Genomic DNA, 14,108 nt, shown 5'->3' on the forward strand with positions numbered 1-14,108 from the left:
CCCCTGATGAGGAACCTTTATCCGACGTCCCCACCTTATTCAAGCGTTCATTCCCTTGATAAGTGACTTCGCCAAGGTTCGTCGCCGCATTCAGTGCCTCATAAGGAAATGAAGCACTATTACGGCAGGATCATTTTTGCCGGGCAACACGATCCAGATTGACGATGTTATCAACCGAAATTGGTGATCTATCGACCGGATTATGAAAATATCAACCTCATTCACATTTTATCAACCAGATTTAAATTATATCGACCAGATCCAGAATTTATCAACCGGACTGGCGATTTTATCGACCGGATTCCAGATATATCAACCAGATTGGCGCCATATCAACCGGTTTGTCAAAGGACTCGTCTTATAAGCCAACCACCATACAAATGGAGCAGCCAAATCCGCATTGGCTGCTCCGCACATGCATTTATTCACCCATTGTGACGTTCCATTCCTGCTCGGGATACAGCGGCAGGCGCAGGGCACGGTAGGCCTGGCGGTGGCTTTTTTGTTCAAACCCGGAGATGACAAGTTCATAAATAACCTCCGCTTGTTTGTCACCACTTACCTCAACGACCCGGCTGTTCCTCTTGTCGCCGCCGACGTCGATATAGCCGGATGTCAGCATGCGATTGCCAGTATCCGGATAATAATTGGCATCGCCGACGATGTTGGAGTATAGGTCTTTGCCGCGTTCTTCACCATAAGCCCACACTTCTTTCACCGTCATTTTATCCGGGTTGATTCGATACTGAACGGCTTGGCTGAATTGTTCACTGAGCGGATCATCGCCGCGGGTGATAACGATATTGTTATCAAACAGGATATAGTCATTCGTTGACATATCATTGTCCATATCCGGCATTGTCATGGGGGCATGCGGGCCGGCAGGAAATTTAAAGTCGTCGCTCTGTGGCTCCAACAAGTATTTGTCATAGGATTCCGGCCATTCTTCGTGATCCGCTAAAATCCAATCAATGGTCCCCTCCGGATAGGACATTTTCATGACCAAATCCTGGTGACGGCTGGACACGAGAATGGAATCGTCCTCGTTCACATACCAAATGGCATTCTGATGGAACCAGTCGTTTTTATCTGCTTGGGCTTCGTCATAATTCTCATAAAAACTATCCGGAAAAATATCACGGAAACTGAAGTTCCGCACGGTTTCACCGGTTTCGCGGTCAATTTCAATCATTTCATCCTGCACATAATCCGATTCAAGGTCGTGCACCGTTGCCAGCAAATTGCCATTTGGCAGCTCAATCGCATCATGGTGGACGACATTCGTTCGCGGGTGTTCTTCCATCTGCAGTGTATAGGCGTTATACACTTTGCCGAGCATGTCCATTTCGAGAATTTCATTATATTTGTTCTGACCTTTTTCCTTGGTGATATACATTAAATGACCATTATCAAATCGCTTGAAAATGTGCGAATTCCATAAGGACGAGTACCAGCGGACATCTCCCTTATCATCCACTGCGTATACGTAGCGGCTGCTCGGGAGAACAAAGGTTAAACCGTCTTCCATTTTTGACGGTTTGGATGTCACTAGGTCATTCGTCAAAAAGTCATCCGGTAAGGCACCCGTTTTGACGGTGAATGATTGTGTCCTCGTTTCACCTGCTTCATTGGTTGCTTCGATCGTTACTGTATTATCATAGTCCGGATATAACCCTAAAATTGGGACGGTGTGTTCGGTTTTTAAGTCTTCGTAGCTACGCTGAATATCGCCTTTTTCATTTTTGCCCTCAACCGTAACGCTGATTTTCGCGGGCTTGTCCGTTTCAAATTTAGCAACAGCTGTGAGTGGCGCCACCTTATATGGATCCACTTTCACAAATGGATTATCGAATGAATGGTTGCCTTCTTTGTAGGCTTTCTGCAGTTGCTTTTCCAACCCTTTCTGCTTATCCATTCGCCGGGTGTCATACGAGGATAACTGTTCCACCTCGCCGTCCGGCTTAAACGATACAGCCGTGCCATTAACACGGTCAGCGTTTCCATTATCACCAGTAAATTCAATGACCACCAAAAATGCCACTAACATGATGGCCAGGATCACAAATATCGCCAATGTCTGTCGCATCCATTCCCCGCCTTTCACTAGATTACTAAACCATCTACTATGATAATAAAGGCTGTACGGTAAAAATGGAAGACATAATTTTAAGCCCCGGACACCTCACATGAGTGGGGTGCCCTTCATTGATCGGTCTTTCAGAGGTGAATAATATCGCTCGTTTTCTGCCTATCTTTTTCTCTCACTTTTAAATGATAGGTTGTCGGATGGGTGTACCGCCTACTGTTTCCCTTAAACGTGACCGTCTCTGTGTAATAATCAATGTTATTCCGCCCCAGCTTGGACTTCACGTGGTAATAGTCGCCAATATGCTTGGTGGAAAAAACGATGATCCATTCCTGAAACAAGTTGCTGAACAAACGGTTCATGATGCTCTCCTCCCCCCATTCTGGTACTCAGCTTGCTGGCGGCCCTGCGTGACGAAATCAGGATCGCAGCAATCATTCGTTCCTGATACAGTCTATGCAGCAAATCGCTTGGCCGATTCAGCCGATTTAGAGTCATTTCCCACTGACCCGTTCAAATAATTTTTTCATAGATTCGTTTAAATCTCGTGATTATTGGAGACCATGGTTTACTAGAAAACGAGAAAAGGAGAGGTAACCATGGAAAAGCTGCGTTTATTACTTGCGTCACTCGCTGTGCTGCTTGTTATGGGATGGTTCAGCCCGAATGTTCACGCCGGTGATGGTCAAACGTATCAAGTCGGAACCGACATGCTGAAGGTGCGCTCCGGTCCATCGTCCAGTGCGGCGACAATCGGCCAGCTTGACGACGGGGACTTGGTGACTATTTTTGACGAAAGGTATGGTTGGGCGCAAACCTATTATGACGGGCGTGAAGCATGGGTGGCCAAACACTTGTTGATTCCGGACGAGGCGAGCAAACCATTTCACCGGACAGATGACGCGGCGAAAACAACCGTCACAACGCTGAAGCCGGCACGCGAAGCCCAAGACACATTAAACGGCTCAACTATTGTTCTTGATGCTGGGCATGGCGGAAGAGATACGGGTGCCATTGCTGGAACGAATGTACTCGAAAAAGACCTCACTATGAATACGGTGAATCTTGTAGCAGAGAAATTGCGTCAGGCTGGTGCATCCGTTGCGCTGACCCGTTCAAATGATGCATTTATACCGCTTTCTGATCGCGTCCGTATAAGTAACGCTAGTGAAGCCGACGCTTTCATCAGTTTACACTACAATTCATTTCCACTTGACGAGGTTAATGGCTTCAGTACGTACTATTATGATGAAGGAGATGAACAATCATTGGCTCGGGATGTTCAATCATCCTTGAAGCAAAACATTAAACTGAGTAGCCGCGGAGTTGTGCAAAACAATTATCATGTACTGCGGGAAAATCGTGATGTATCGATTCTGATAGAGTTGGGATTCTTAACTAACGATAGTGATCGTTCCATCATTCAAACAGAAGTCTATCAAACCAATGTTGCAAATGGCATTGTTGACGGGCTTGACAATCACTTTAACCAGCAGTAAGGAAAGCTGTCCATAACGGGCAGCTTTTTTGTTTTTCAGCTGAATCGTTATACCGCTGTTTCAAATTTCAATAATCACGATTTGTCTGATAATATATAGATATGAGCCCATCGTAACGAATGATGGAATGCGTTTCGTCTGAGTATGATGATACGTGTGCTGACTACTGGCGTGACCCAAAATGACCGTTTATAAACGAAACTTAGATGATCGGAGGCTATAACGTTGACTCATCCTGTAATTGAGCAAATCAGGGTTGGCAAACCGCAAACATATGGGGACAAAGACGCCAAAAATCCAATGGATCGCGAATGGACCACCGGCATTGTGAAGGAGCCTGTCTCAGGAAACGTATGGGTTGGTGAGACGAATTTGGATGAGGACGGGCAAGGTGATCGTAAAAACCATGGCGGCGCAGAAAAGGCCATATTTATATACCCCATCGCCCACTATGATCGTTGGCAGGAAAAACTTAGCCGCAACGACTTTACCATTGGGGCATTTGGTGAAAACCTCGCTATTCGAAATATGACGGAATCGGACGTGTGTGTTGGTGATACGTTCAAAGTCGGGGATGCCATCGTGCAAGTTTCCCAACCACGACGTCCGTGCTGGAGACCGGCCAGGCGCTGGCGGATTAAAGATCTGGCCATCCAGATCCAACGGGAAGAATTGACCGGCTGGTATTGTCGTGTTTTGAGGGAAGGATATATACAAGCCGGCGATACCTTTCAACTTCAAGAACGTCCATATCCTGAATGGACAGTGGCCGCCTGCAACGATGTCATGTATAACCATAAGCGGAATCGGGAGCTCTCCGCTAAGCTCGCTGCTGTGGATGTGCTCGCACCAAGCTGGCAGAACACCTTGTCCAAACGGGCACAAGGCCAACAAAGTTCCGATAAAAAACGGGTTATCGGCCCAAATGAATAGGGGGTGAGGTTGACGATGAATGAACACGTTCGAAAAATGGCTGATCAGGTGCGTGAATGGCTTGGTTTGCATCAGCACCAACTGATACACCATTATTTTTTTCGTGAAGTGGATGATTTCCATCAAACAGTCTATACCTTAACGACAGAATGGGTGCCCGACCATGCGGAATTACCCGATGACGGCTCTAATCCTGCGGGAACAGCTGTTGTAGATATCAACTTTCATACCGGAGCTGTGCAGCGAATCGTATTCGTACACAATACCAACAGCGCTGACAGCGAGGTTTACCCGACACCCGACCCCAAGGAATACGTCATTGAGTGGATCGAGGACTTGACGGGGCTTACCTTTGGTCGGCAATTTCTTATCGCCCGGGAGCATGACCATTCGATAACCTTTCACGCAGCGGTTGATAACATCCCGGTATCCCCTGGAGGAACGATCGAGGTTTCTTTCAATGACAATGGTGAACTTACATTGTTTTCAATCGACGGGCATTTTCCGAGTGAGGAGCACATTCAGTGGGAGCCATTTGCGCTGACACCTGACAAATATGAACCCGTCGCCCTGGAACAATGCCACCTTGTGGAACTGCCGGATCAAGCACAGGAAAAATGGCTGCCGGTGTTCGGCATTGAGGAAACGTTTATCACTAATGATGCTGAACGGACGATCCCGTTCCAAATGGGAGCGGATAAACAATCATTTGTAGCGAAAGACGAGGTCATGCGGTGGAGCACACCAATGACAGGAACATGGAAGCCTGGCGACATGGATCTGTCGCCGGACGTATCGGTTGAAACGGCGCGTGCCAATAAACCCCATCCGGATACGATCCCGCTGACCGAAGCAGAAGTAGCGGCGTGTGAACGTGAGGTACTTCGTTTTATGCGGCTTGTCTATCCCAAGGAAAGTGGAAAACGAAAATGGACGGGGGTTTATTTGCAGGATGGGTATATTATTGCAGAGATACAACGCATTGGTGATCAAGTAGCCAATGAACTAGATGTCAAAATAAAAGTGGTCATCGAACGGGAAACATGCACGGCCATAAATTATTTTGATCAAGAAGCGTTGTATGGAGCATTCCAACATTTTGACCAAGCCGATGATGCGGTTGTGTCACGCGATGACGCTGTCGCCTATCTGCGCCCGTATTTGCAAATGGACCCGATGTACGTGTACGACAGTGAAGAAGACCATTATATCATGTGCGGGAAATTGGATTGTGCCTATGGCGTTGATGCCGTGACCGGTGATGTTATCAGGTTGAATACGCTGTAATTGTGATGGATACATGGGGCCGGATTGACTGTTATTTAAGCCAAACCGGCCCGTTTGTCATTTGTCCCACTCCATTTACAAATCATCAAATCCATTTAAGTCACTTGTTTTCGTATACTGCCGTGACTTTTGCTCAAAGAAGTCCGTTTTTGTACCGTCAAAGTTATCTGCGTATGCCCGGATCCATTTCATCGGGTTCTCGGTATGCTCGGGGTACATTTCGTCAAGGCCCATCATCCGCAACATTTTATTCGCACGGTATTTGATGTAGCCGGCCATTTCATCAAGGTCGATTCCATCCACATTGGCGAGCACATACTTCGACCATTCGATTTCCAAATCCACAGATTCCTGAAACCGGCTGTATACCCAGTCGGAAAAGACCTCTGTATTCATTTCCGGATTTTCATGCAGTGTTGCCCGGAATAACTCTGAAATAAACCGGCCGTGTTCAAGCTCATCACGATTAATGTAGCTGATCATCGTTGACGTACCGACCATTTTATTTTTGCGTGCCAATGAATAAAAAAACGCAAACCCGGAATAGAAAAACATGCCTTCCAATAGAGCCGTATAGACCATCGTCTTCAGGATGTTTTCAATGGACGGTTCCTCGACAAACGCATTGTACTGCTCCGTAATCGCTTCGTTCCGCTTCAGCAAAATAGGATCCGTGCGGCCGAACTGAAACGATGCGTTCTGTTCATCGAGGGAAACAACCGACGACAATACATACGAATAGCTCTCATTATGCACAGCTTCCTGTTGAGCGATCACCGCCATAATCGATTGAACGGACGGGTCGGTCGCATACAACGACAACAAGAGTGCTGTCCGCGTCTGCGGTCCATCGAGTGTGGATAACAAACCAATGATCCTTAGATAGGCATCGCGTTCTTCCTCGGTCAGCGAGGCGAACTGGCGCAAGTCATCAGACATATTGATTTCATCAGCCTGCCAGTAGTTGCCGACCAAACGTTTATACATTTGATACCAATGGGGATATTTAATATCATTCCAATTCAAAATACCACTTGACTGCCCGCCAAACAGCGCTGTCGATTTGTTTGGGTTCATCGGTTCCAACGTTTTTGCTTTATCCAGCAAGGCTTTTGACATCACGAAGCACTCCTTTCAGCCAATCTTCCACCCGTTGTTCCTGAGATCCGCGCGGTGACTGCTCGATTTTCAACCCGGGCCACCGGCTTCCATAAAAGCGGGCAAGCTTATCGACCGCCCGGCAAAACAGATCATCGCCGCCAAATTGCGTGTCACCTGTACCGAATACGGCGACATTGTCTGGCTTATAACCGACTTCAAGAACAAAATCCTTTACCTCATCAGGTGTTGCCCCCATATCCCACGTGAATGTTCCGAGAAAAATCAAATCGTACACGGATGCATCAACCGGGAAATCCATCCCGGCGCGATGCATCTCGACGGTCGCTCCGTCAGCTTCAAGCATATCGGCAATCATTTCTGCTGTTTCCTTCGTGTTGCCGCTGAATGATAAATAAGCAATCAGGACTCTCAACTTTCACACCACTCACATTCCTCGACATCGTTAGCTGTGGACCGGACGTAATATGTTGTTTTCAGTCCTTCCTGCCATGCTTGCAAATGTACGTCCAGTAAAACAGATGCTTTAATGGTATGCGGGACATAGATATTGAACGAAATACTCTGATCAACATGCTTTTGTCGCGCTGCGTTCTGCCGAATCGACCAGCGCTGATCAACAATATAAGCCGAACGCCGGTAGAATGGGTACGTCTCCGGATTCAACTCCGGTGCCGTGAAGGGAATTTTAAAGTCTTTCTTTTCTTCAAAGTAAAATGGATGAAATACCGGGTCGATGCTGGCTGTCGAGCCGGCGATCATCGATGTGGACGAGTTCGGCGCTACCGCCATTAAGTAACCGTTGCGGATGCCATGAGTCGCCACATCCTGCTTCAACGCCTCCCAGTCTTCTCCTGTATAACCCTTGTCCGTAAAATACTGACCGGAATCCCATTTGCTTCCTGAAAACACCGGATAGCTGCCTTTTTCCTGGCTCAGCTCCATACTCGATTGAATGGTCCAATAGGCAATTTTTTCATACAACTGATCGGCATACGTGACAGCTTCTTCGGACTCCCAGCTGATTTGCTCTTTGGCCAATAAATGATGCCAGCCGAACGTCCCCAATCCGATAGCGCGGTATTTACGGTTAGTCATCTGTGTTTGGGTGAGCGGCAGCGTATTGATATCAATCACGTTATCGAGCATACGCACCTGAATCCGGATCAGCCGTTCAAGAACGTCTTCCGGCACAGCCCGTCCCAAATTAATCGAACTCAAGTTGCAAACAACATAGTCACCCGGTTTGTATTTTTGAACAATCGTACCGTCCTCTTCGGTCATTTCCTCTAAAAATTCCGTCGGGGACTGGTTTTGCGTAATTTCCGTGCACAAGTTGGAACAATAAATCATGCCCTCGTGCGGATTGTTATTTTGCCGGTTCACTTCATCCCGGTAAAACATAAATGGCGTACCTGATTCGAGCTGAGACTTCATGATGCGTTTCATGATATCAATGGCCGGAACAACACGTTTGCTGAGCTTATCCGATGCGACGCATTCCAGATAGCGTTCACGGAACGACCCACTACCCTTTTCTTCGTCGTAAAAATCCTCAAGCGAGTAGCCCATCACTTCGCGCACTTCATGTGGATCGAACAAATACCAGTCGCCCCGTTGTTCCACTTGTTCCATGAAATAATCCGGCAAACTGACACCGGTAAAAATGTCGTGAGCCCGCATGCGTTCATCACCATTGTTCAGCTTCAAATCAAGGAATCCTTCAATATCCGCATGCCATACATCCAGATAAATGGCAATGGCCCCTTTTCGCGTACCGAGCTGATCGACGCTGACGGCCGTATTATTCAGCTGTTTAATCCATGGCACCACACCGCTGGACATACCTTTAAACCCTTTAATCGAACTGCCACGGCTGCGGATTTTCCCCATATAAACGCCGATGCCACCACCATTTTTAGAAAGCTTGGCAATGGCAGTATTGCTGTCGTAAATTGATTGCAGGCTGTCATCGACCGTATCAATGAAACAACTTGACAACTGACCGTGTGTTTTGCCGGCATTCGTCATCGTCGGTGTGGCAACGGTCATATATAGATTGCTCAGCGCCCAATACGCCTCAGCAACGTACTGTGACCGATTCGCCGGATCCTCATCTTGCATCAGGTGCATGGCAATAATCATCCAGCGCTCCTGCGGCAGTTCGTAGATGTTTTTTTCATGATCTCCTGCCAGATAACGTGTTGCCAAGGTGAACAAGCCGAGATAATTGAATTGCAGGTCCCGCTCAGGAACGATGATTTGTGAGAAATATTCGATGTCGTCTTTTGTATATTTTTCTAAAAGAGCCTCCGTGTAAATGCCTTTTTCAGTCAGCGTTTGGATTAACTGGTGAAAGTCTCCATAGCGTTCGCTGGCATCGTATCCTCTGTTGGCCGCTGCCGCTTCGTATAACGTATGCAAATACACCCGACTGGCTACAAACGTCCAGTCCGGGTTTGCCTCATCGATATGTTCCAACGCCCATTTCATGACGTCATCTGTTGTCACGGCAGTATCGGCTTTATGTATTTTTTCAAGCAGTGGTTCTTTATCGGCATTTAGGCCCAGCGTTGCCTCATCCAATAATCTCGTCCACTGATCGGTAACTGCTGTTGTCATCGTTCTCCTCCTTTATACATAAAAAAACGTTCACCCTTGATGGATGAACGGACGTAAAACGACAGACTTTGCACAGAATGCCCGTCGTTTCACCATCCGCTTCCCCGGGGAATAGAAATACCGAATGACGGCAGGTCTCCTGACTTGTGCATCGATCTACTGAGGACCTTCCCATATAACTGCCGCAAAGCATGCCATACAGTGATTATCCCGTTCGTCCACACGTACAGTTGCGGGGACAGTTCCGACTCGATTGACCGGATTCCCTTTTAAGACAATTTGTGTCACCATCATTCGCCAATACTATATTTAGTGGTATTGTATTATCATCATTAATATATATTGTGTATCTACTTTAGCATAGAACGTGCAATGGTTCAACCATAATAAATATAAAAGGACCCGAAGAAAGACCTATGGACCAGCTTACCAGCGGTTCGACATATTTAACACTATAACACATTAATTTCTAATTTTTTTATTAGCCTGTATCCTGGTTTCGTTTTCATTCGTCATGATGCATTCATTCCATCTCATTTTGATATCGTTCCATTCAGTTCCAACAGTGCTGAATATCCTGAGCACCCTCGTGACATGCTACGCATAGAAAGGATGAGTGCTATGAATAAAGATCTGATTGATTGGCCAACGTTTATTAGCGCATTAGTGTTATTGCTTGCCGTTTCCATTCCACTTGCCGTCTTTCCGCAGGCTGGAAAAGAGATTGTGAATATGGCCAATGCCTTCGTGACCGGTAATTTAGGTGTCCTTTATTTAATATTTGGACTAGCAACATTTGCTTTTCTCACTTATGTTTCCTTCAGTAAAAATGGTCAAATTAAACTTGGCGACAAAGACGCTGAGAGGGAATTCGGCACCTTTTCTTGGGCAGCCATGCTGTTTGCTGCCGGTATCGGGTCCAGTATTCTCTATTGGGGAATGATTGAGTGGGCTTTCTATTACCAAGGACCGCCATTCGGGCTTGAAGGTGAATCGCAGGAAGCTATCCAATGGGCGCCGGCATACGGCATTTTCCACTGGGGTCCGATGGCTTGGGCCATTTATACATTACCAGCCTTGCCGATTGCTTATTTTTATTACGTGCGGAAAAAACCGGTTTTGAAAATAAGTGAGGCAGTCCGGCCGGTTCTCGGCAAAACTGTCGACACACCGTTGGGCAATATCATTGATGTTCTCTTCATGTTCGGCCTTATGGGGGGAGCTGGGACAACGCTTGCTCTTGGAACACCTATGATTGCTCAAGGTGTCAACAACATTACGGGGCTGCCACCTAATCTGGCAACGAAAACAGTCATTATGCTGCTATGTACACTCATTTTTGCCATTAGTGCCTACTCAGGGCTCAGACGCGGCATAAAAGTATTAAGTGATGTGAATTTATGGCTTGCCATTTTTATTCTTGTGTTTATTTTTGTTTTAGGCCCGACTGTATTCATTAGTGAAACAACGTTTACAAGCTTAGGGCTAATTTTGAATAACTTCTTCAAAATGGCAACTTGGCTGGAACCATTTGCTAATGTAGGTGGATTTACGGAAACTGGTTTCCCGGAAGCATGGACGGTTTTCTATTGGGCATGGTGGCTCGTATATGCCCCGTTTGTCGGACTGTTCGTGGCCCGGATTTCGCGCGGCCGCACCATTCAGGAAATGATTCTGGGCACAATTTTGTACGGCACTCTGGGCAGTGTTCTGTTTTTCGGTATCATGGGGAACTACGGATTGCACCTGCAGCTTACCGGGGCCTTTGATGTTGTTGGATTTATGAATGAAAACAGTCCACAGGCTGCCATTATTGCGATTTTGGATCAGCTTCCAATGGCTGTCATCATGGTGCCTTTATTTACGATACTGGCCATCATCTTTCTGGCCACAACGTTCGATTCGTCTTCCTATATTCTTGCAGCCGTTGTTCAAAAGGAAGTACAAAAAGAGCCGCTGCGCTGGAATCGGCTGTTTTGGGCGTTCACACTTTGCCTGATGCCGCTTGTCCTAATGTACGTCGGTGATTTAAAAACCTTGCAAACAGCAAGCATCGTCGCCGGATTTCCGGTGCTTGTCATTATGGGACTTTTGACATGGTCGTTCATGAAGGCCTCCAATGAAGACTTGCGAGCATCCAAAGACTATGAGCCGCCAACTATCTACATTAATCGGCGAGAAACAGTTCAGCGCACCCGTGAGCGGCAACAAAAAAGACAGTCAGCAAAGACATCTGAAGAATAATAACGATTTATTCTGATCCTGACAAACAACAAGCCTCCTTTCTGAATGACATGGCCTTCATTAGGGCAATGTAACATATGGAAGGAGGCTTTTATTCGTGAATTGGCTTTCCTTAATTCCGTTTGTCATCGTCATTGGATTGTCGATTTGGCTGAAAAAAATTCTTCCCGGATTGGTGTTGGGTGTGCTTGTCGGTGCATTCCTTACCAAATTCAGTGTTCTGGGTGGAGCGGAAAAGTCGGTCGACTATATTATTGAAACGTTAACAGATGAAGGCAATCTTAAAATTATTGGCTTTCTTTACTTATTTGGCGGGTTGATCGGAATGATGCAGATTTCCGGAGGTATTAAAGGCTTTTCCGATTGGGTCGGCGACAAGATCTCATCACAGCGCGGGTTACTTGGACTAATCTGGTTGACACTGCCCTTCACATTTATGATGCCGATGTTCCGGATTATGATGATTGGACCGGTCATGAAATCGCTCATAAAAGATATGAGTATCTCTAAACGCAAAGTCGGGTTTACCATGGACGTGTCGACGAGTTCGGTGATCGTCCTCTTGCCTGTTGCAACAGCCTTTGTCGGTTTTATGATATCAATGGTCAAAAGCGGTGTTCAAAAATATAACCTGGACATGGACCCATACCAGATTTTCCTGCTCAGTATTGTGTTTAACTTTTTTGCCATGGTGATGCTGGTCATCGGACTTATTCGCACGTTCTGGTCATCGTCCGAAAAAGAAAGGTCGAAAAAACAGTCCGGAAAAGATAATGATGAAACAGACTATCATCGCAGGGGCATTGAAAAAGAATTGTCAACGGTTAAAGCACAGCCATGGAATTTGATTATCCCCCTCTTTTTGCTGTTAGCATTAACATTGTTTTTATTATGGCGGGATGGTGTGGCAAAAGGAGCGGAAACGTTTATTCAGGCGTTTTCACAAGCGGATGCAACGTTTGTCATGTTGCTAGGAATATATATCACCTTGATTTTGACTTTCGTGTTTTATATCATTCGTCGCCAGCCTATGGACGAGACCATTTACCATTTTTATGATGGTGGGAATCAGCTTATGGAAGCGATTATTCTGCTTATTCTTGTCTGGTCATTATCATTGGTTACGGAGGATCTCGGTTTTTCCAAATTTATCAGTGCAACACTTGGGTCCTTTTTACCAAGTTTTACGATACCGGCCATCGTTTTTGTGCTTGGAGCTGTTGTCAGTTATTTTCTGGGGTCATCATTTGGAACATGGGGAATATTTATGCCGCTGGGGATAGCACTTGCCGTTTCTTCCGGTGCATCAATCCCGATGACGGCCGGTGCGGTATTTGCCAGCGGGTCATTCGGAGCTATGACATCCCCCCTCGGGGATACGACCATTACCACCGCTTCTATTCTGGAGTTACCCTTAACCGCTTATGCCCGCTACAAATTAAAAATCTGTTCCATTGGTGCCGGCATAGCAGCGGTACTTTATCTGGCCGCCGGTTTTTTCATGACTTAATTATGCCTGTTTCTTTCCGTATCCGGCACTAAAATCCCCCGCCAATTATTGCAAATGCTTTGGCGAGGGAGTTTGTGTTGCCTGCTTTTTCTCTTCGTCGTCAATTTCTTTAAACATATCCCGTTGTTGCTTCATCTGTTGCAGTTGAGTATTTAAATCGTTCAATTGCGCATGCAGTTGGTTAATTTGCGCATCCATGGACAGCTGACTTAAAATGTGCTGCACATCCGTTGATACTTTCTGAAATTCCCTTTGAGTAACCGGCTGTGCTTCTTTTTTGAGCGCAAAACCCACTTGTCCATTCGGCTCCAGTGTCGCCCACTCGACATCATCTATGTTGCTGACGTTTTTAATACGAAGATTCATCTCCAGCTGGTCCACCGTCAACCGTAATTTTTTTAAGGTTTTCTCCTTTATCTGACCATTTTCGATTAATATTTTGGATTTGCCGGTAATCACCTTTTCAAATATATTGCCTTTGATTTGGGAGTATTCCATGAAGAACAACGTCGTGATAAGAAGGGTTCCCACTCCTAATGTCACCCAAATATTTTTCCCGGATAACGGCTGGACAAGCAATGACCCGATTCCAATCATGATGACTGTCTGCGGCAGGGTCATTTGTGAGATCGATTTGCGACCTGCAAGCCTCAACAAAAAAGTTCCCCCGACCACAATAACGATGGACTTCCATATCCAGTCAAAATCCACTGTACCCAACTCCTTTCTACGGTTAGTTTAAGTGGAATCCGGCTGCTTATACATAGATAAGGCTGTCCCAGCATGTATGGCAGGACAGCCTTGTAAT

At 46.2% G+C, this 14,108-nt stretch carries 11 protein-coding genes and 1 riboswitch; of the genes, 5 read left to right on the forward strand and 6 right to left on the reverse strand.

Translation table 11 applies throughout. The features are described 5' to 3' along the window. Window positions 1-421: 421 nt before the first annotated feature. Together ACZ5Q7_RS03600 and ACZ5Q7_RS03605 are read right to left on the reverse strand one after the other, a co-directional pair. Window positions 422-2,086: an aryl-sulfate sulfotransferase gene (locus tag ACZ5Q7_RS03600; protein WP_343751957.1), complete on the reverse strand. Its 1,665-nt coding sequence runs from the start codon at window positions 2,084-2,086 to the stop codon at window positions 422-424. Between the two features lie 131 nt (window positions 2,087-2,217). After that, the gene (locus ACZ5Q7_RS03605) at window positions 2,218-2,448 is read right to left on the reverse strand and encodes a hypothetical protein (protein ID WP_343751955.1); all 231 of its coding nucleotides are present in this window, start codon (window positions 2,446-2,448) and stop codon (window positions 2,218-2,220) included. 237 nt (window positions 2,449-2,685) lie between these two features. Here ACZ5Q7_RS03605 and ACZ5Q7_RS03610 point away from each other — a divergent pair, with 237 nt between their 5' ends. The 3 genes from ACZ5Q7_RS03610 to ACZ5Q7_RS03620 all read left to right on the forward strand — a co-directional run bounded on the left by ACZ5Q7_RS03610 (window position 2,686) and on the right by ACZ5Q7_RS03620 (window position 5,805). Continuing rightward, window positions 2,686-3,585, forward strand: a complete 900-nt coding sequence (locus ACZ5Q7_RS03610) for an N-acetylmuramoyl-L-alanine amidase (RefSeq protein ID WP_343751954.1) — start codon at window positions 2,686-2,688, stop codon at window positions 3,583-3,585. Window positions 3,586-3,810: 225 nt separating this feature from the next. Beyond that, a complete protein-coding gene (locus ACZ5Q7_RS03615) occupies window positions 3,811-4,518 on the forward strand; it encodes an MOSC domain-containing protein (RefSeq protein ID WP_343751953.1) in 708 nt (235 codons plus the stop codon). A gap of 15 nt (window positions 4,519-4,533) precedes the next feature. Next, window positions 4,534-5,805 (forward strand): hypothetical protein, encoded by a 1,272-nt coding sequence (locus ACZ5Q7_RS03620; RefSeq protein WP_343751952.1) that lies wholly within the window; start codon window positions 4,534-4,536, stop codon window positions 5,803-5,805. A gap of 75 nt (window positions 5,806-5,880) precedes the next feature. On the opposite strand, the gene ACZ5Q7_RS03625 is transcribed toward ACZ5Q7_RS03620, so the two are convergent. From ACZ5Q7_RS03625 to ACZ5Q7_RS03635, 3 genes are read right to left on the reverse strand one after another with little or no spacing between them, the layout of a single operon-like run. After that, window positions 5,881-6,924, reverse strand: coding sequence for a ribonucleotide-diphosphate reductase subunit beta (locus ACZ5Q7_RS03625; protein ID WP_343751951.1), 1,044 nt, complete (start codon window positions 6,922-6,924; stop codon window positions 5,881-5,883). After that, on the reverse strand, window positions 6,902-7,282 hold the full coding sequence (locus ACZ5Q7_RS03630; protein ID WP_464433194.1) for a flavodoxin: 381 nt from the start codon (window positions 7,280-7,282) through the stop codon (window positions 6,902-6,904). The genes ACZ5Q7_RS03625 and ACZ5Q7_RS03630 overlap by 23 nt, the downstream gene beginning before the upstream one ends. A 53-nt stretch (window positions 7,283-7,335) precedes the next feature. Then, window positions 7,336-9,546: a ribonucleoside-diphosphate reductase subunit alpha gene (locus ACZ5Q7_RS03635; protein ID WP_343751949.1), complete on the reverse strand. Its 2,211-nt coding sequence runs from the start codon at window positions 9,544-9,546 to the stop codon at window positions 7,336-7,338. Between the two features lie 112 nt (window positions 9,547-9,658). After that, window positions 9,659-9,853, reverse strand: a riboswitch (cobalamin riboswitch). 314 nt (window positions 9,854-10,167) lie between these two features. On the opposite strand from ACZ5Q7_RS03635, the gene ACZ5Q7_RS03640 reads away from it, so the two are divergent. After that, window positions 10,168-11,790, forward strand: coding sequence for a BCCT family transporter (locus ACZ5Q7_RS03640; RefSeq protein WP_343751948.1), 1,623 nt, complete (start codon window positions 10,168-10,170; stop codon window positions 11,788-11,790). Between the two features lie 97 nt (window positions 11,791-11,887). Then, a complete protein-coding gene (locus tag ACZ5Q7_RS03645; RefSeq protein ID WP_343751947.1) occupies window positions 11,888-13,300 on the forward strand; it encodes a Na+/H+ antiporter NhaC family protein in 1,413 nt (470 codons plus the stop codon). Window positions 13,301-13,345: 45 nt separating this feature from the next. Here the strand turns inward: ACZ5Q7_RS03645 and ACZ5Q7_RS03650 are convergent, their stop codons facing one another. Beyond that, window positions 13,346-14,011 carry a DUF421 domain-containing protein gene (locus ACZ5Q7_RS03650; protein ID WP_343751945.1) on the reverse strand — a complete coding sequence of 222 codons (666 nt, stop codon included), beginning with the start codon at window positions 14,009-14,011 and terminating at the stop codon, window positions 13,346-13,348. Between the last annotated feature and the right edge of the window lie 97 nt (window positions 14,012-14,108).

It is taken from the genome of Lentibacillus halophilus (genome assembly GCF_055395055.1).